General features: G+C 44.8%; 15 protein-coding genes. 8 read left to right on the forward strand and 7 right to left on the reverse strand.

Features of this window, described 5'->3' with window-relative positions; genetic code table 11:
- Positions 1-36: 36 nt before the first annotated feature.
- From HFU86_RS03595 to HFU86_RS03605, 3 genes are all read right to left on the reverse strand, one after another.
- Complete coding sequence (locus tag HFU86_RS03595; protein WP_132496133.1) at positions 37-2811, reverse strand: secretin and TonB N-terminal domain-containing protein; 2775 nt, start codon at positions 2809-2811, stop codon at positions 37-39.
- 117 nt (positions 2812-2928) lie between these two features.
- A complete protein-coding gene (locus tag HFU86_RS03600) occupies positions 2929-3930 on the reverse strand; it encodes a FecR family protein (RefSeq protein WP_187128738.1) in 1002 nt (333 codons plus the stop codon).
- On the reverse strand, positions 3930-4466 hold the full coding sequence (locus tag HFU86_RS03605; RefSeq protein WP_187128739.1) for an RNA polymerase sigma factor: 537 nt from the start codon (positions 4464-4466) through the stop codon (positions 3930-3932). Before HFU86_RS03605 ends, HFU86_RS03600 begins: the two co-directional genes overlap by 1 nt.
- A 165-nt stretch (positions 4467-4631) precedes the next feature.
- On the opposite strand from HFU86_RS03605, the gene HFU86_RS03610 reads away from it, so the two are divergent.
- Positions 4632-5414 (forward strand): energy transducer TonB, encoded by a 783-nt coding sequence (locus HFU86_RS03610; protein ID WP_187128740.1) that lies wholly within the window; start codon positions 4632-4634, stop codon positions 5412-5414.
- 13 nt (positions 5415-5427) lie between these two features.
- On the opposite strand, the gene HFU86_RS03615 is transcribed toward HFU86_RS03610, so the two are convergent.
- The gene (locus tag HFU86_RS03615; protein WP_187128741.1) at positions 5428-6189 is read right to left on the reverse strand and encodes an AhpA/YtjB family protein; all 762 of its coding nucleotides are present in this window, start codon (positions 6187-6189) and stop codon (positions 5428-5430) included.
- Between the two features lie 141 nt (positions 6190-6330).
- Between HFU86_RS03615 and serB the strand changes: the two genes are divergently transcribed.
- From serB to nadR, 3 genes are all read left to right on the forward strand, one after another.
- A complete protein-coding gene (serB, locus tag HFU86_RS03620; RefSeq protein ID WP_036950248.1) occupies positions 6331-7308 on the forward strand; it encodes a phosphoserine phosphatase in 978 nt (325 codons plus the stop codon).
- A 197-nt stretch (positions 7309-7505) separates the two neighbouring features.
- Positions 7506-8888 (forward strand): DNA repair protein RadA, encoded by a 1383-nt coding sequence (gene radA, locus HFU86_RS03625; RefSeq protein ID WP_132496137.1) that lies wholly within the window; start codon positions 7506-7508, stop codon positions 8886-8888.
- Positions 8889-9094: 206 nt separating this feature from the next.
- A complete protein-coding gene (gene nadR, locus HFU86_RS03630; protein ID WP_036950251.1) occupies positions 9095-10339 on the forward strand; it encodes a multifunctional transcriptional regulator/nicotinamide-nucleotide adenylyltransferase/ribosylnicotinamide kinase NadR in 1245 nt (414 codons plus the stop codon).
- Between the two features lie 44 nt (positions 10340-10383).
- Here the strand turns inward: nadR and ettA are convergent, their stop codons facing one another.
- A complete protein-coding gene (gene ettA / locus HFU86_RS03635; RefSeq protein WP_006662825.1) occupies positions 10384-12051 on the reverse strand; it encodes an energy-dependent translational throttle protein EttA in 1668 nt (555 codons plus the stop codon).
- A 332-nt stretch (positions 12052-12383) separates the two neighbouring features.
- Here ettA and sltY point away from each other — a divergent pair, with 332 nt between their 5' ends.
- Positions 12384-14300 (forward strand): murein transglycosylase, encoded by a 1917-nt coding sequence (gene sltY, locus HFU86_RS03640; protein ID WP_187128742.1) that lies wholly within the window; start codon positions 12384-12386, stop codon positions 14298-14300.
- 130 nt (positions 14301-14430) lie between these two features.
- Positions 14431-14748 (forward strand): trp operon repressor, encoded by a 318-nt coding sequence (trpR, locus tag HFU86_RS03645; protein WP_132496285.1) that lies wholly within the window; start codon positions 14431-14433, stop codon positions 14746-14748.
- Between the two features lie 104 nt (positions 14749-14852).
- Here trpR and yjjX read toward each other — a convergent pair whose 3' ends face one another.
- Positions 14853-15389 carry an inosine/xanthosine triphosphatase gene (gene yjjX, locus HFU86_RS03650; protein ID WP_006657125.1) on the reverse strand — a complete coding sequence of 179 codons (537 nt, stop codon included), beginning with the start codon at positions 15387-15389 and terminating at the stop codon, positions 14853-14855.
- Positions 15390-15441: 52 nt separating this feature from the next.
- On the opposite strand from yjjX, the gene gpmB reads away from it, so the two are divergent.
- Positions 15442-16089, forward strand: a complete 648-nt coding sequence (gene gpmB, locus HFU86_RS03655) for a 2,3-diphosphoglycerate-dependent phosphoglycerate mutase GpmB (protein ID WP_187128743.1) — start codon at positions 15442-15444, stop codon at positions 16087-16089.
- Positions 16090-16222: 133 nt separating this feature from the next.
- On the opposite strand, the gene HFU86_RS03660 is transcribed toward gpmB, so the two are convergent.
- The gene (locus tag HFU86_RS03660) at positions 16223-16627 is read right to left on the reverse strand and encodes a RidA family protein (RefSeq protein WP_108479220.1); all 405 of its coding nucleotides are present in this window, start codon (positions 16625-16627) and stop codon (positions 16223-16225) included.
- 372 nt (positions 16628-16999) lie between these two features.
- Between HFU86_RS03660 and HFU86_RS03665 the strand changes: the two genes are divergently transcribed.
- Positions 17000-17437, forward strand: a complete 438-nt coding sequence (locus HFU86_RS03665) for a GNAT family N-acetyltransferase (protein WP_132496140.1) — start codon at positions 17000-17002, stop codon at positions 17435-17437.
- The last annotated feature ends 58 nt before the right edge of the window (positions 17438-17495 follow it).

A 17495-nucleotide genomic window follows, 5' to 3' on the forward strand; every position in this document is an offset into this window, starting at 1 on the left:
TTAGGTTATGTGTTTGACATTGCTCACGGCTATCACTTAGAGATCGTAATTCACTTGCAGCCAGAACTGACGACCCGGATCATAAGATTTGATCGTGCGGTCATTGAACATAAAGCGGTCTGCAATATTTTTATTATTCAGTACGTTATTTACTTCAACCGAGAATCCAAAGCCGTAAGCAAAGTCAGGTTTCCAGCCTAGGCGGGTATCCCATGTGTATTTGCTCGCAAAGTTTTGCTTGGTGTATTTGCGTAACTGACCATATTCAGGATCGGTGTAGTAAGCGTTGTCATAACGAACCGCTTGGTCACGAGAACCCCACCATTGAAGGCGGTTGTACCATGTGACGTCATACTCATCCCAAACACTGGTCATCTCTAGGTTAAGCTTAATCGGCGAGTTAAAGCTGGTGGATGGCAGTTTTGATGAATCAATCACTTTGCCGTCGTACCACACTTTGTTGAGGTTAACTTTGTTACCTGGATCGAATGAGTTATAGCCAGAGTCTTTTGGTGTATTACTTTCGCTTTGCTGCCATGTGAACGAGGCGGTCATGACATGTGATGCCTCTGCCCATTCCCACGGTTGGCTATTGTTGACGGATAATGTCACGGTATCGTGAGAACTGCGCCCACCGTTGTCGTACATACGAATGCTACGTTTATTGGCATCGCGACTGTCGTATTTGGTGCGGGTACGAACTTCGTCGTAGCCTTCACGGTGAACATACTGTAAGCGCCAAGTGGTCGATAAAATTTCTTGTTGCAGCGCGAGGGTTAGCTCATCGTTATAAGGGGTTTTAAGAGAATCGATCCCTTCGTAGTCTTTTTTGTTGTCCCACTCATTATTTTCAGGGATCAGCGAACATGGCTCGAAATATCCTGCACAGGTTTGCATGCCACCATTTTGTGCTCCATACAGAGCATAAGTGAGCATTGAACGACCGTAATAGCGGTTTGCACCGGCAATCAACAGCGTTTTCTTATCGCCGAATAAGTCGTAGGTACCTGAAATTCGGGGAGCAACGTTGGTGCGATTAACAAAGTCATCGCGATCAAGTCGAACGCCGGGGCGTAAGGTTAATTTTCCGTATTGAATATTGTCATCAAGGAAGATAGCGTAATTGGTGTAATCCGCAGAGTAGCTGCCTTTTTTAAAGCGGCTGATATTCGTTAGGGTCCCAGAGTAGTCATCCCCCATAAGATTTCCAGAGTAGGTATATTGGAAATAATCATGGTCACGGACATAAGTCCCTTTGGTGTAATTGACTTCAGCCCCTGCGGTTGGTTGGTGAGTTAACCCTAAGCTATCTTCTTGCGGGTTAAAACGCATGACCGTTTTCAGGCTATGAGTATTTTGTTTCGACTCTAAATCCCCTAGTCCTCCACTATTACGTTCCGTGGTGCCAAGGTAGTTGTAGTCATCATCGAATTCGATTGCTCGAACCATCAACGAATATTTTTGATCGTTTTTACGATCATCTTTCAAGCTTTGAGTATTGGCGGTCGCTTCAAATTGACCTAAATCGAATTGATGTTTGAAGACAGCGGTCAAGCCTAACCCATCATGGGTTGAGTCATAGCCAGAATTACTGATTGATGAAGAAAATAGGCGACTATCATAAGAAGCGTAATTGGCTGATAAATCTAATGAGCTCTTCTCTGATAAATTCATCGAATACTTCAAGAAGTAGTTATCGGAGGTACGGCGCTGATTTTTTTTACCCGAGTCTGAGTAGATAGGCTTAATTGTATTATTCTCTAAAACAAAGGCTTCTCCACCCGTCACCGTCATCGGAATCGTCGAACTACGACGAGATGCGGAGAACACCACGCCTGAATTTTCCGTCACGCCCAATTCAAACCAGCCACCGAAATCATTTTTATCGTAGCGATTCTGGAAGCGAGCTGGGTTGGCGGTGTCGTTTTTGGTGGTATCGATAGATTGAGTAGAATCATGGAACAGATTATTCCAGCCAGAACGGGTTAAGCGGTAGTAAGCGTGAGCGCTATTTTCACCTTGCCAACGACGGCTGTTTACCTCAACGGTTCCTCCCGTAAAACCACCGAATTCCACTGGGATGTTGTTATCATAAACGGCCATGCTATCAATCAAGCGACTGTCGATGTAAATCCCTTGGTCGCTGCTGCTCAGTCGCGTGGCGGTTTCACCTAAGCCACTGTCGGCAGGGTCAAAGTCATTGTTGAAGCTCACGCCATCAAGGCGATAGGCATTTTGGTAGCTACTGGAACCATGAATAGAAATACGCGAAGGCTTAATTTCCCCTTGGTTCATGGAGTTGCTATCGTTATTCGCAAACTGCACGGCAGGGTTGGTTTTCATTAAATCGGTAATATTGCCGTCACCAGTATTTTTTTGGCTGATTTCTTCTGAGGTGACGTATTGCGGCGCAGACATGACATCCATGGCAGGGTGATTTTGCACCACGCCCGACACTTGGGTTTCAGGTAAAACTAACGTGCCTTGGTTTAAGTTTTGAGGACGAATAACCAGCATGCCGTTTTCGTTAACCAGCTCTAACCCGCTACCAATAAGAATTTTTTGTAATGCGGTTTGCGGGGTATAGCTGCCAGAAAGGGCGGGTGCGCGTAGCCCGTTGAGCTGGCTTTTGTCATACAGCAGTGAAACTTGACCTTGGCGACTGATTTGATCAATAGCGCTCGCAAGACCTTGTTCGGGTAACGAGAAAGTAATTTCTTGGGCGATAGCAGATTGGCTGACTAAAGCACTGGTGACCGCCAGTGACAGCGCAATCGGCTTGAATCGGCCGAGTGTGAATTGAATTGCCATGGATATCCCTTATTCTTAAGCTGCACGAAAAATGTGCTAAAAAGTCATCAATAAAATGAAGCTACTTAAGAAGAGGGTGAAATGAGAATTATCCTCACCTGCAAATGAAAATATTTTTTATTTATTTTTTTTGTTTTGGATAATCAGTAGGTTATTTTTATCCTGATACACGACTTGCACAGGAAGGAGTGAGGGAAGTGCCTGAAAAAAGGCATCTGGCTGCTGAAGGTTAATGCGTCCGGATATTTTCCGGTTGGCTAAATTGCTCGGAGAGAGTTCAACCTGAAAGTCGGAATAGGTTTTTAATTCAGACAAAACTTCACCGAGGGGCTTATCCACAAAGCTGAGCTCACCGAAACGCCATCTTGCCACCTCTTGCGGGGAGACTGAATTGAGCGCGATTTTTCCATTGATGCTCGGGCTTAACGCCCCTTGTCCGGCAAGCAGTAATACGGGTTTTTGGCTGTTGAGGCTTTGAAAACTCACAATGCCTTGGCTGACACTGACCGCCACCTGCTCGCCTTTTTTATTCACTTCAAATTCCGTTCCGACGACCTGAATTCGCCGTTGATCGACATTGATAACGAACGGGCGATAAGGGTTGGATTTCACTTTAAAATAAGCGGAACCTTGGTCTAAGTAGAGCTGGCGGATTGGCGTTTCATAAGCGACTCGAATGCGGGTATCGCGATTGAGAAACAGCTGAGAGCCATCTGACAACGTCACTTCTTTGGTGGAGTCAGTGGAAACCAGCGTCATGTTATTGAGCAACATGGAGGGAAGCTGGCTGTAAGGTAAAAACAGGACGGCAGCAATAAAACAGGCGGCAACTAGATGACCGAGAGGCTTCCAAAACGATGAAAAACCAAATTTTGACGCTGTCGATTTAACAGGTGCAGGGCGCGGAACTTTTTCAATATCTTGCCAAATCCCCGCAATTGCTTCATAGGCATCCTCATGGGCTTTTGAAGCACGTAACCAAATTTTAAATTCTTGAGATTGTTGATCACTGAGTTGTTGACTATGGACACGGGTAAACCACAGCGCCGCGTCTTCGTCGATGCGTTGTTGTTCGACTGACGAGGTAATTTCTGGTTGCTGGGTTTGGTTGTTTGCCATTACGAATGATTGCTCTGATCGTCTAGATATTTTTTACAATGCACTAATGCCGCTGCGATATGTTTTTCCACCATACTGATCGAAATTTCCATACGCTCTGCAATTTCACTTTGAGATAACCCATCAAAGCGATACAGCAAAAAGGCTTCTTTACGTCGTGGAGGCAAAAGATCAATCGCCTCGCCAAGTCGCGCAATTCGCTGTTGGTGCTCTAAAATTTCGCTAGGGTCGGCGGTAGTTTGTTCAAAACTTTGTTCGTGCACCACCTCATCAATCGAGGTATGGGACTGGCTCTGTTGATGATTCCGTCGCCAATGGTCAATTAACACATTGCTAGCGATTTTAAACAGATAAGCACGGTTCTCCTTCACAGGATCCTGCGCTTTACGGTTTAGCCATAGTGTAAACACATCCTGTGATAAATTATCCGCATCGTTACTATTACCTAGTCGACTGCGGAAAAATCGCACAAGCTGACCATAGGTTGATTGATATGCGCCGCTGATTTTGCGGGCAAGGGATTTATCGATAGTCATTTTCTGGTGTCAAAAGTGAAAATAGTTTAATAATTAGCTCAAATTGACTTTATAAATTAAATCAATACCTTGTAGTTACTATTGTTATTTTATTAATAATAATGAATATCATTTTGATTTGTATTATGCCTATAATCAGCGAAAAATAAAGATGTGAGGCAAAATATGAACAGCAGTGTGGGGCAGCTGGGAAGCCCAATTTTTCGTCCTCTGGGCGGTTTATGTGGAAGTCTTGTTTTCCATGGAATACTGGCAATGTTTTTTATTGGGTGGTTTACATCAAACCTACCCAAAACTGGGGTTTTACCCCCCGCAATTTCTTTACAATTAGGGCTTTATCAACTGGAACAGCAGCAGGAGCCTGAAGTTAATAATGCGCCTAAACAGCAGATGGCAACACGAGAAGAAATTGAGCCTGAAGTTGTTGAAAAAGCAGAAAAGTTACCCCAAACACCACTGGTTGATAATGGGACATTGACGCGCGTCACCGAGAAAAAACGCCCGCCAAAGAAAAAGCCAGTTCAAGAGAAAAAAGTGGTGGAAGAAGCCCCTGTTTCGACTCAAGAATCCGAAGTGACGTCGGTGCCAACTTCTGGCAGCGCTTCTAATAGCAGTGCGAATTTTGCGAGCAGTGCCGCTGCACCCGTTAGTGGTCATCATGGCTGGGAAAGTGACATTCATCAACGATTAGCGAAAGCAAAGCGATACCCACGCGCCGCATTGCGTTTTCGTTCAACGGGCGTTTCTCAAGTTAAAATTATTGTGGATAACCAAGGCAAGGTAGTGAGTGCCAGCTTGATTAACTCGTCAGGCACCAAGATCCTCGATAAAGAAGCGTTAGCCACTATTGAACGTGCTGCACCGTTCCCGATGCCACCTGAGTCTTTGTTAACTAACGGAAAAGTGGAGGTAATTGCGCCGATCGTGTTTGATACGACGTCAATTTAGGCGGAATTAACGGTTACTGCTTTTCTGTATATTTGCGCGCCACCCGTCTTGGTCGATGTGGACTTGGCTCTTTACGGCGTTTGGCGCATGGTGATTTTAAGGGGTTACGTGTATTTTTAGCCCCTTTTGTCCCATAGCTCTGTACTTCGGGCTTATCCTCACACTCTTCCGCGTTTTCGTCAGGTTCGATAATCAATTGCTGCTGACCTTTCTTTTTCTTCAGGCGCATTAGGGTGTTCGCCAAAATAAAGCCAATACACAAAGATAATAAAATAAATACGCGCATGATATTAACGGTGTTATCGGCTTGCTGAAGATCAGTAGTGAGCGACTCAGTATCGATGGTAAGGCGTAAATAGCCTTTAGGTTCTTTGGCGCCTTGAACTGGAACCACTAATTGATACTGAAAGTTCTGTAATCCAGTGTTTCCTTCGAGAGAAAGTCGCTCTTTGACGGTGGCGGGTTCCCCCACTTGGGTGACCAACACGCCTGTTGCCGTGTATAAACCGACATCCAAAATATAGTGATCTTTAGCTAGATGATTTAAATTGGCATTAATTCGTTCTAAATTAAAATCTTTGCTGCCGGGAACCACATAATCGGATAAGCTGAATGCCACTTGCTCAGCTAATACTTGAGTTAATTGCTTAAATTGCTCTAGTCTGCTCTGGCTTTGGTTATAACCTAAATATGAAACCCCGTGCATTAGAAAGGTTATCAGCGCAACGCAAACAATGATAATAACGGTTTTGTGCAGCCTAAATGGGAGTTTCATAGGAATAATCGTGCTCTTTGTCTGTTTTATCGCAATTAGCAAAGTTATGAAGCGTTAACTTGCTGGAAAATTTAAGTATAGTAATTTTATGCAGGGTATACATTATAAAAAAAGTTGTATTCACAACAGGAGCTAATTTTCATGCCAACGAGTTTGACCTACTGTTATCTGCCTGATGAAATTCAAAAATGGCCGGGTTTACCCTTATCGCTAAGTGGTGAAGAGGTGATGCCATTGGATTATCGTGCAGGGGACACTGGGTGGTTGTTATATGGTCGCGGCTTAGATAAAGCACGTATCAGTGATTTCCAGCAGCGTTTAGGGATAGCGATTGTGATTGTCTCCTCTTGGCGCATTGATGATTACCAAGTTGTGCGCATCGCGGGCAGCATTACCCCTCGCATCAAAAAATTGGCAGATGAAAGCCAATTGGATGTGGTGCCACTCGGTAAAATCCCACGTTTACGATCCCCAGGGATCTTACTCATGGATATGGATTCCACCGCGATCCAAATCGAGTGTATCGATGAAATCGCCCGTCTGGCAGGAGTCGGCGATCAAGTCTCTGAAGTGACTGAGCGCGCCATGCAAGGGGAGCTCGATTTCACAGAAAGTCTACGTGCTCGTGTGGCGCTGCTTGAAGGTGCCGACGCGGCTATTCTCGACCAAGTGCTCGAAACCTTGCCGTTAATGCCGGGGTTAACCAGCTTAGTTCGTAAGTTACAAGCGATGGACTGGCATATCGCCATCGCCTCCGGCGGATTTACGTTCTTTGCCGATAACCTACGCCAGCGATTAAAACTGGTCGCGGCAGTTGCCAACCACCTCGAAGTCAAAAATGGCAAACTGACAGGTAAAGTTAAAGGGGCGATTGTCGATGCAAAATACAAAGCGCAAACCCTCGTTAAACTGGCAGAAAAATTGAACATCCCAATGGAGCAAACCGTCGCCATCGGTGACGGAGCAAACGACTTGAAAATGCTCAGAAAAGCAGGACTGGGGATTGCATACCACGCGAAACCAAAAGTGTTTGCAAGGGCGAAAGTGGGGATTAAGCATGCGGATCTGATGGGAGTGTTATGTGTCCTTAGCGGAGGCCTCAAGCACGAAGAACGCTAAAATCTTCTTCATTCTTAGCGTGACAACGTTGTTGGCTGCTCTTAGCCACCCTAGTCACATACTTGTGTATGCTCCTAGGGCTGTCTGCGTTTGCCGCCTAGTTGTCACGCGAATAATTTTGAAGATTAGAACTTGTGTCAGTTAAAGATTTAAAGATAAAGCGTTAAACATTTTTATTGGGTGATTAAGGAGTGGCTGTGGCGAAAGGTGCGAAAAGGGCATTTGTGTGTAATGAGTGTGGGGCGGATTATCCGCGCTGGCAGGGGCAGTGTAGTGCCTGTAATGCATGGAATACCATTACGGAAGTGCGTTTGGCATCGACGACGACGGCGCGTACGGATAGGCTGACGGGTTATGCCGGTAATGCGGCGGGCGTCAGTAAAGTCCAAAAACTCTCTGAAATTAGCCTCGAAGAACTACCACGTTTTACTACTGGGTTTAAAGAATTTGACCGCGTTCTGGGTGGTGGGGTTGTGCCAGGTAGTGCCATCCTTATCGGGGGGAACCCCGGAGCGGGGAAAAGTACCTTGCTGCTGCAAACCATGTGCTTGCTATCACGTGATATGAAAACCCTGTATGTCACGGGGGAAGAATCCTTACAGCAAGTCGCCATGCGCGCCCACCGATTAGGGCTGCCTACCGACTCACTCAATATGCTGTCGGAAACCAGTATCGAACAAATCTGCCTGACCGCAGAGCAAGAGCAACCTAAGCTGATGGTCATCGACTCCATCCAAGTGATGCACATGGCGGATATTCAATCTTCGCCGGGCAGTGTGGCGCAAGTGCGTGAAACTGCGGCCTATCTGACTCGCTTCGCAAAAACTCGCGGCGTGGCGATTATTATGGTGGGTCACGTTACCAAAGATGGCTCGCTGGCAGGACCCAAAGTGCTTGAACACTGTATCGACTGCTCCATTATGCTGGATGGGGATGCAGACAACCGCTTTCGTACCTTACGTAGCCACAAAAACCGCTTTGGTGCCGTCAATGAGCTGGGCGTATTTGCCATGACGGAACAAGGCTTAAAAGAAGTCAGCAACCCGTCCGCCATCTTTTTAAGCCGTGGAGATGAAATTACCTCGGGCAGTTCTGTGATGGTCGTTTGGGAAGGTACGCGACCATTGCTGGTGGAGATCCAAGCCCTTGTCGATCATTCTATGATGTCGAATCCGCGCCGTGTTGCGGTGGGGCTGGAACAGAACCGTTTAGCGATTTTGCTGGCGGTATTGCATCGCCACGGTGGATTACAAATGTCTGACCAAGACGTATTTGTGAACGTAGTGGGCGGGGTAAAAGTGACGGAAACCAGTGCTGACCTCGCACTACTATTATCGTTGGTTTCAAGTTTTCGTGATCGTCCATTACCTCGCGACCTTGTGGTATTTGGTGAAGTGGGGCTGGCAGGGGAAATTCGTCCAGTTCCAAGCGGACAAGAGCGTATTTCCGAAGCTGCAAAGCATGGCTTCAAGCGCGCCATTGTGCCTCACGCCAATATGCCGAAGAAATTACCAGCCGATATGAAAGTGTATGGGGTGAAGAAGTTGGCGGATGCGCTTAGTATTCTCGATGAATTCTAAATTATCGTCATGCTCCGCGCTGTCGCGTTGTTGCTTGCGCTTGCTAACCCTAGTCACATACTTTGTGTATGCTCCTAGGGATTAGCGGCACTTAGCGCCTAGCGACAACACGGATCATTTAGATAATATAATGTTCAGATAATGATGAGATAGCGAGAGAAAAGATTCTCTGTTAAAAAGGGAATAAAAGCGAAAGGATAAATAATATGGCTGAATTTGACTATCTAAAGAGTGCCATCAAAGGTGCGGGTTACACATTGCAGCAAGTAGCGGATGCGACCGAGATGACCAAAGGCTATCTCAGCCAGTTAATTAATGACAAAATTAAAAGCCCCAGCGCGCACAAAATAGCGGCGCTTCATCGCTTTTTAGGCTTAGAGTATCCGCTTCAACAAAAAACGATTGGTGTTGTTTTCGGTAAGTTTTATCCACTCCATACAGGGCATATCTATTTGATTCAACGGGCTTGTAGCCAAGTGGATGAGTTGCACGTGATCCTCTGTCATGATGAGCCTCGTGATAAAGAGCTGTTTGTGAATAGCTCCATGTCACAACAGCCTACTGTCAGTGACCGCCTGCGTTGGTTATTACAAACCTTTAAGTATCAGAAAAATATTCATATTCACTCTTTTGATGAGCAAGGGATAGAGCCATACCCTCACGGTTGGGAAGTGTGGAGCGACGGGATGAAAGGCTTTATGAAAAAGCACAATATCAACCCGAGCTTTATCTATTCCGGGGAGCCACACGATGTGCATCGTTATAAAAAATACCTTGGGATCGAAACTATTCTTATCGATCCTGAACGCACATTTATGAATATTAGCGGCAACCAAATTCGCCAAGCGCCATTCCGCTATTGGGAATATATTCCAACCGAAGTGAAGCCATTCTTTGTGCGTAAAGTGGCGGTGTTAGGCGGCGAATCAAGCGGTAAATCCACCCTCGTCAATAAATTGGCCAATATCTTCAATACCACTAGTGCGTGGGAATATGGGCGCGATTATGTGTTTAGCCACCTTGGTGGCGATGAAATGGCGCTGCAATATTCTGATTACGATAAAATTGCGTTGGGTCACGCTCAATATATTGATTTTGCAATTAAATATGCGAATAAAGTGGCGTTTATTGATACGGATTTTGTCACCACGCAAGCATTCTGTTTGCGCTATGAAGGGAAAGAACACCCATTTGTGCAGGCGCTGATTGATGAATACCGTTTTGATCTCGTTATCTTGCTGGAAAATAATACTCCATGGGTAGCGGATGGTCTGCGTAGCCTTGGCAGTGATAAAGACAGAATGGAATTTCAAACATTACTGATTGAAATGCTGAAGAAAAATAATATTGAATTTGTGCATGTGGAGTCGTCAGACTACGATTCACGTTTCTTAGAGTGCGTTTCTTTGGTTCAGCAATTATTGATGCTGGATGATTCACTTTCCGCATAAAAAAATGGCACCCAAGGGTGCCATTTTTGATCGTAATAAACGAATTATTTAGTCATCTTTTTGTACTTGATGCGGTGTGGCTGCAGTGCATCCGCACCTAAAGTACGTTTCTTGTAATCTTCGTATTCAGAGAAGTTACCTTCGAAGAAGGTGATATTGCCTTCATCTTGGTAGTCAATGATGTGTGTTGCGATACGGTCAAGGAACCAACGGTCATGGGAAATAACCATTGCACAGCCTGGGAATTCTAACAGGGCGTTTTCCAGTGCACGTAAGGTTTCAACGTCGAGGTCGTTGGTTGGTTCATCGAGCAGCAATACGTTACCGCCAACTTGCAGCAGTTTTGCCAGATGTAAACGACCACGCTCACCACCAGATAGCTCACCTACGCGTTTACCTTGGTCAACGCCTTTAAAGTTAAAGCGACCGACGTAAGCACGGCTTGGGATTTCAAAGTTGCCGATACGCATGATATCTTGACCGTTGGAAATCTCTTCCCACACCGTTTTGCTGTCATCCATTGCATCACGGAACTGATCCACAGAAGCAATTTTTACGGTATCACCCAAGGTGATTGAACCAGAATCTGGCTGCTCTTGACCGGAAATCATACGGAACAGGGTAGATTTACCCGCACCGTTTGGACCGATGATCCCGACAATTGCTCCTTTCGGGATCGAGAAATTCAGGTTGTCGATCAGAACGCGATCACCATAAGACTTGCTCAGGTTTTCCACTTCGATAACTTTGTCACCTAAACGCGGTCCAGGTGGGATAAACAGTTCGCTGGTTTCATTACGTTTTTGGTATTCCACGCTGTTAAGCTCTTCAAAGCGAGCCAGACGCGCTTTACCTTTGGATTGGCGACCTTTCGGGTTTTGACGGATCCACTCAAGTTCTTTCTCAATGGATTTACGACGAGCCGCTTCTGTTGACGCTTCTTGCGCCAGACGCTCATCTTTTTGTTCCAACCAAGAAGAGTAGTTACCTTCCCATGGAATACCTTCACCACGGTCAAGTTCAAGGATCCAACCTGCAACGTTATCGAGGAAGTAACGGTCATGGGTGATCGCCACAACGGTACCTTCGTAGTCGTGCAGGAAGCGCTCTAACCAAGCAACGGATTCAGCATCCAAGTGGTTGGTTGGTTCGTCGAGCAGCAGCATGTCTGGTTTTTCCAGCAGCAGGCGGCAGATAGCCACACGGCGGCGTTCACCCCCAGAGAGGTTTCCAATAATAGCATCCCAAGCAGGCAGGCGTAGTGCATCAGCGGCACGTTCCAGTTGGTTATCTAAATTATGACCGTCTTGTGCGGCAATAATGGCTTCTAGCTCGCCTTGGATTTTCGCAAGCTTGTCAAAGTCAGCGTCTGGATCGGCATATTGCGCATACACTTCGTCTAAGCGAGTTAAAGCGTTTTTAACTTCGCTGACCGCTTCTTCAACCGCTTCACGAACGGTATGTTCCAGATTCAGTTTCGGTTCTTGTGGCAGATAACCAATTTTAATACCTGGTTGAGGGCGTGCTTCCCCTTCAATCTCAGTATCAATGCCAGCCATAATGCGCAGTAGCGTTGATTTACCCGCGCCGTTGAGACCTAAAACACCAATTTTCGCCCCAGGGAAGAAGCTCAGAGAGATGTTTTTTAAAATATGACGTTTCGGGGGAACCACTTTTCCCACTCGATACATACTGTAAACGTATTGAGCCAATTTATTTTACCTTTTGTTTTATAAAGGGAATTTTAAGTTTTCTCTGTTTTTTATCCTTATCAACTAGTGTGACCCATTCACAAGGAAAAACAGCCATAAACGGTTTGTCATGAACTATACCCGATTGCCCCTAGGCTGGTCTAGGTTATCCGTGTTGTTGGGATTAACGAATCAAATAAGTAAAGGATTGTAAACTCGATAATTTCAAGAAATCTCCTCTGTCGCTGGCTGAAAACTTTAGGTAGCATTAACATTATTGATATATCTAATGAATGCTTTGAGTATGTTTGAGAGCAATCTCTAACAAGATTTAAGCGATGGAGCGAATAAACATGAAAGGTTGGTTAGCGGCAGTTCCGGTCACCATGCTGTTGGTATCCACAACAGTCTGGGCAGATTCTTTACAGGCACAACGTGAACGTTATCAAGCAATTAAGCTTGCTTGGGATGCCAATAAAATGGATGAAGTCGAGCGTTTATTGCCAACCTTACGTGATTACCCGCTGTATCCGTATTTGGAATACCGCGAGCTGTCACAAGATTTAGATATTATCTCGCCAAAACAAGCGCAAGAATTTATCGATGCATACCCAACGTTGCCTGTGGCGAAAACACTCAAAAGCCGGTTTGTGAATGAGCTGGCGCGTCGCCAAGAGTGGACATCGTTATTGACATTTAGCCCTGAGCCGCCACAACCTGCTGAAGCACAATGTAATTTCTATTTCGCGAATTGGGCGACAGGAAATAAACAGGTCGCGTGGCAGGGCGCTGAAAAAATGTGGCTCAATGGTAATTCCATGCCAGCTGCATGTGACAAACTGTTTACTGAATGGGAAAAAGCCGGATACCTTTCAACGGATATGATTTTGGCGCGTATTCACCTTGCTATCAAAGATGGTAATACGTCAACGGCAACTTACCTCGCGAAACGCTTACCAAGCAGTTACAAAACTATCTCTGATGCGTTGGTTAAACTACAAAATGACCCCGCTTCGGTTGTCACGTTTGCGAAAACATTGACGCCGACCGATTTTACGCGTCAAGCCACATTAGCTGGATTTAGCCGCTATGCGCGTCAATCCCCTGATGCAGCCCGTACTGCATTAGCAGGGATTAGCTCTGCCCAGAAAATGAATATGGCAGAAAACCAGCAAATGAAAGACAGCATTGCGTGGCAATATATCGGGGTTGATGTTACCCCTGAGCAGGCAACGTGGCGTGATGAAGTGATCCGTGAAACCAATTCAGCCTCTTTAAAAGAGCGCCGTGTACGTTTAGCGCTGGGAGAAGGGGACAAAACGGGATTAGCATCATGGTTACGACAGCTGCCGAACGACGTAAAAAATAAGGAAGAGTGGCAATATTGGCAGGCTATCACCTTGATTGACCAAGGTAAAACGGCTGAAGGTGAAAGCATACTGCGAGAGTTAACGTCGAAGCGTGGATTCTACCCAATGGTTGCCGCTCAGCAGTTAAAAATGGATTACCCAGTCATGGTGAATAAAGCCGTGAAACCTGATTCCAGTATTCACAGCATGCCACAAATTCAGCGCATCCGTGAGCTAATGTATTGGGAGATGGATAATCTGGCTCGCTCCGAGTGGATCAATTTGGTCTCTTCCATGTCACCTAATCAACAAGAGCAGCTCGCCCGTTATGCTTTCGATAATAAATGGGCAGATCTGAGCGTTCAAGCCACGATCACCGCAAAACTGTGGGATCATCTGGAAGAGCGTTTCCCGCTGGCATGGGAAAAACAGTTTGATAATTACACTCGCAGTAAAATGATCCAAAAAAGCTATGCGATGGCCATTGCTCGTCAAGAAAGCGCATGGAACCCGCAAGCGCAGTCTCCAGTTGGCGCGACAGGCTTAATGCAGTTAATGCCTGCGACAGCAAAACATACGGCGCAAAAACAAGGCATCACTGGTTATGTGAACGCAGGGCAACTGACTAACCCTGTGATGAACATTGAGTTAGGTACCGCGTATCTTGACGATGTTTATCAGCAATTTGGTAATAACCGTATTTTAGCCAGTGCGGCGTATAATGCAGGCCCATCACGAGTGACTCGCTGGTTAGGTAACAGCGCAGGGCGTATCGATGCGGTAGCTTTTGTGGAAAGTATTCCGTTTGCAGAAACTCGTGGTTATGTGAAGAATGTTCTCTCTTATGATTTGTTTTATAAACATTTCTTAGGTGAAAAAGGTAATGTGTTATCCGTGAACGAATGGAATATGAAGTATTAATTTGTGTAGGATTTGATCTTGTTGGTCGGTTTGGTTTACCTCCAACAAGATTAGTACTGTATTTTTAACTATACGAAATAGTGTTCTGTGCTATTATTTGTACTAGTTTAATAGTATGGAAGGTGGGATGATGACTGTAGAATATAAACCAGACCCGGCGTTAACCGCCGATGAAAATGCGGATTGGCAACGTTTTGTGGAATTGCTACAAATGGCCTTTGAGCAAAATATACAGGATTCGATTCTTCAGCTATTACTCACACCGGATGAACGGACGGCTTTAGGGACTCGCGTTAGGATTGTTCAAGAATTAATGCGCGGTGAAATGAGCCAGCGTGAATTAAAAAATGAGCTCGGTGTAGGCATTGCCACCATTACGCGTGGTTCAAACAGTTTGAAGTCAGCCTCTATTCCGGTAAAAGAGTGGCTGGAATCTAAGCTACTGTAGTTTTTGATTATCTTTTATAGCAGCCAATGATTATTCTCTAAAAATAAATGTGGGGCTCTTATTGCTAAGAGCCCCACATGCATTTTAAATCGTTTTGAGTATAATTAGTCTTCTATGTGATTTAGCTCTTTATAAATTTCGTGTTTAATAGGAACTAAAGCCAGTATGAGTGCTTGTTGATAAACGCTGGTGCGCGTCAACACGCCATTGGTGAAAAAGCCAATCGCACCGCCTTGTTGTTTGATATTATCAATACCAGTAAGGTCAGCCATTTCATCACCCAGCTCACGGCCTTCACGGATCCCTGCAAGGACTTTTTCTGGGATCATAATACTGGCAGAGCGTGATTCTCCACGGATTTGATGGTGCTCAATCACAATCCATGCAAATGTCATGTCATCTTCAACACCCGCCTCAATACCTACCCAAAAGTCAGCTTCTGGGCGTACTTGGCGTGATGCCATCACACGTTGTCTTGCTCCTGTACGGGTTTCATTATTACCGATAGGTTGCTGTGGAACACTGCTATCGACATTAATATCTTCAATTTGATAACTGCCAGGCCCAAAAACGGCATCGAAAGCAAGATGAATCGCTTTAATTTTGGCAGGATTCGTCGTTGCAGCTATAACTTGGTACATTAATTATTTTCCTTTGAACACATACTTTGTACAGTAATAACGGAACACATCTATGTTACAGGTTTATCTTGTTCGCCATGGCGAAACTGAATGGAACGTTGCACGTCGCATACAGGGACAATCTGATAGCCCGCTGACCTCACTTGGTCGTCAACAGGCCATGCAGGTTGCTCAACGGGTTAAATCCGAAGGTATTACCCATATTATCACTAGTGATATGGGACGCACACTTGAAACTGCACAAATTATTGCACAAGTGTGCGGGTGTGAAATTATCACAGAACCGCGTCTGCGTGAATTAAATATGGGTGTCTTGGAGCAACGAGAAATTGGCTCGCTGTCTGAACAGGAAGAACAGTGGCGCCAAAGCCTGATAAATGGTGCTGAAGGTGGACGTATTCCTGAAGGGGAATCGATGGATGAACTTTTCACGCGTATGTTTGCGGCGTTAAATCATTGCCTTGAACTACCAGAAGGAAGCCGTCCTTTATTGGTCAGCCATGGTTTGGCGCTCAGTACATTATTAAGTCGTATCTTAGGTGTGCCTGCAAACTCTCCACGACGTTTACGTCTGCGTAACTGCTCGTTATCTCGCGTTGATTACCAAAATAGCCCATGGTTAGCCAATGGCTGGATTGTGGAAACCGCGGGGGAGGTGACACATCTTTCTCAGCCTGCTCTTGATGAACAGCAAGGTTAAGAAATAAATCAGCGAAAAAGAAAAAGGCGTTTCAATGTATGAAGCGCCTTTGTTTTGGGTGTTTCAGACCCTTGAAAAGACACTTGAAGAGGTTTGGTGACTTGTGCCCCTATTATAGGACTAGTCAATATCTCTAATCTAAAACTGCATGAGCCTCTATCTCTATCAGCCATTCGGGTAATGAAAGCCCTGAGACGATCACCCAAGAGGACGCTGGTGGGAAATCACCAAATTTTTCTTTTAGTGCATTTGCAATATCAAGCTGCTCTTCATGACTATTAAAACCATTCTTAATATAAATACGCAACATTGTTACGTTGGATAAATCACCGCCAGCTTCACGTAATACATGCTCAATATTAATCAACGATTGAACTGTTTGCTCATACATTCCACCTGCCACGGTTTCTTGTTGAGCATTCACACCAACCTGCCCGGAAAGGAATAATTGGCGTGTTCCTGTTGTTTCTATTGCTTGGCTAAAGCCATACTGTAAAGAATTAAACACAGAAGGAGGGTTTATTAATTTTTTAGTCATTGTACATTCTCGGAATAAAAATAGAGGATAAGCATAAGCCCACATAATACGCTCTGCTAGCGTCAACTCTCACACTCCAATACAACCAGTGTTTTTTTGAAGACTTAGCCAGCCATTGAGCCGCTAAATAGGAATTTCTAGTTGGCGAATGAAAACATATGACTGATTTTTGCATAAGTGAAGAGAGTGTCTCTTATTTTAAGATATATTCGAGGGCTGAGTTTTGCTTTCTAGTTGCAAAATCCTCGTCTATTTGAAGAGTGGCTAACTCGATCATTTCTATGTTGTTAGCTCCAAATGTGCTACTCCTACCGTTCACAATTGATCACCTTAAAACACCTTGATAGAGTGATGAATTTGAGGGAGATAAATATGCATATCCATCTAAAGCCTATAGATAAATCAAATTATGAATCTATTATCATGCTTGAAGTCACTGAAACCCAAGAAGAATTTGTCGCTTCTAATATGTTTTCTTTGGTAGAAGCGGCTTATGATGAAACCCTTACTGTTCGAGGTATTTACAATGGTGATATACCTGTTGGTTTTTTAATGTGGAAAAAGGCCTCAGATCTTAAAATAGAGATTTGGCGTTTCATGGTGGATAAATCGCATCAGAAGCTTGGAATTGGGCGAAAGGCAATGGAGTTGGCCTTAAGTGAAATCAAACAAGACACACAGATAAATGAAATTGAAATCTGTTATGACCCATTAAACCCTATAGCAAAGTCTTTTTATGCATCTTTTGGTTTCAAAGAAATTGGATTAGATGATGAGGGAGAAGAAATGCTCGCTGTTATTTTGTTTTAGCTTTCTTTTTCTTGTTAGGCTGTACACCACATCACATCAATTGTTGGGCTGACAAAAA

Source organism: Providencia sp. JUb39 (assembly GCF_012272845.1).
In the GTDB taxonomy this organism is placed as follows: Bacteria; Pseudomonadota; Gammaproteobacteria; order Enterobacterales; family Enterobacteriaceae; genus Providencia; species Providencia lanzhouensis.

Coding starts and splice junctions, on each gene's coding strand:
- HFU86_RS03595 (WP_132496133.1), bottom strand. CDS start 2,811: ATGGCAATTCAATTCACACTCGGCCGATTCAAGCCGATTGCGCTGTCA.
- HFU86_RS03600 (WP_187128738.1), bottom strand. CDS start 3,930: ATGGCAAACAACCAAACCCAGCAACCAGAAATTACCTCGTCAGTCGAA.
- HFU86_RS03605 (WP_187128739.1), bottom strand. CDS start 4,466: ATGACTATCGATAAATCCCTTGCCCGCAAAATCAGCGGCGCATATCAA.
- HFU86_RS03610 (WP_187128740.1), top strand. CDS start 4,632: ATGAACAGCAGTGTGGGGCAGCTGGGAAGCCCAATTTTTCGTCCTCTG.
- HFU86_RS03615 (WP_187128741.1), bottom strand. CDS start 6,189: ATGAAACTCCCATTTAGGCTGCACAAAACCGTTATTATCATTGTTTGC.
- serB (WP_036950248.1), top strand. CDS start 6,331: ATGCCAACGAGTTTGACCTACTGTTATCTGCCTGATGAAATTCAAAAA.
- nadR (WP_036950251.1), top strand. CDS start 9,095: ATGGCTGAATTTGACTATCTAAAGAGTGCCATCAAAGGTGCGGGTTAC.
- sltY (WP_187128742.1), top strand. CDS start 12,384: ATGAAAGGTTGGTTAGCGGCAGTTCCGGTCACCATGCTGTTGGTATCC.
- trpR (WP_132496285.1), top strand. CDS start 14,431: ATGACTGTAGAATATAAACCAGACCCGGCGTTAACCGCCGATGAAAAT.
- yjjX (WP_006657125.1), bottom strand. CDS start 15,389: ATGTACCAAGTTATAGCTGCAACGACGAATCCTGCCAAAATTAAAGCG.
- gpmB (WP_187128743.1), top strand. CDS start 15,442: ATGTTACAGGTTTATCTTGTTCGCCATGGCGAAACTGAATGGAACGTT.
- HFU86_RS03660 (WP_108479220.1), bottom strand. CDS start 16,627: ATGACTAAAAAATTAATAAACCCTCCTTCTGTGTTTAATTCTTTACAG.
- HFU86_RS03665 (WP_132496140.1), top strand. CDS start 17,000: ATGCATATCCATCTAAAGCCTATAGATAAATCAAATTATGAATCTATT.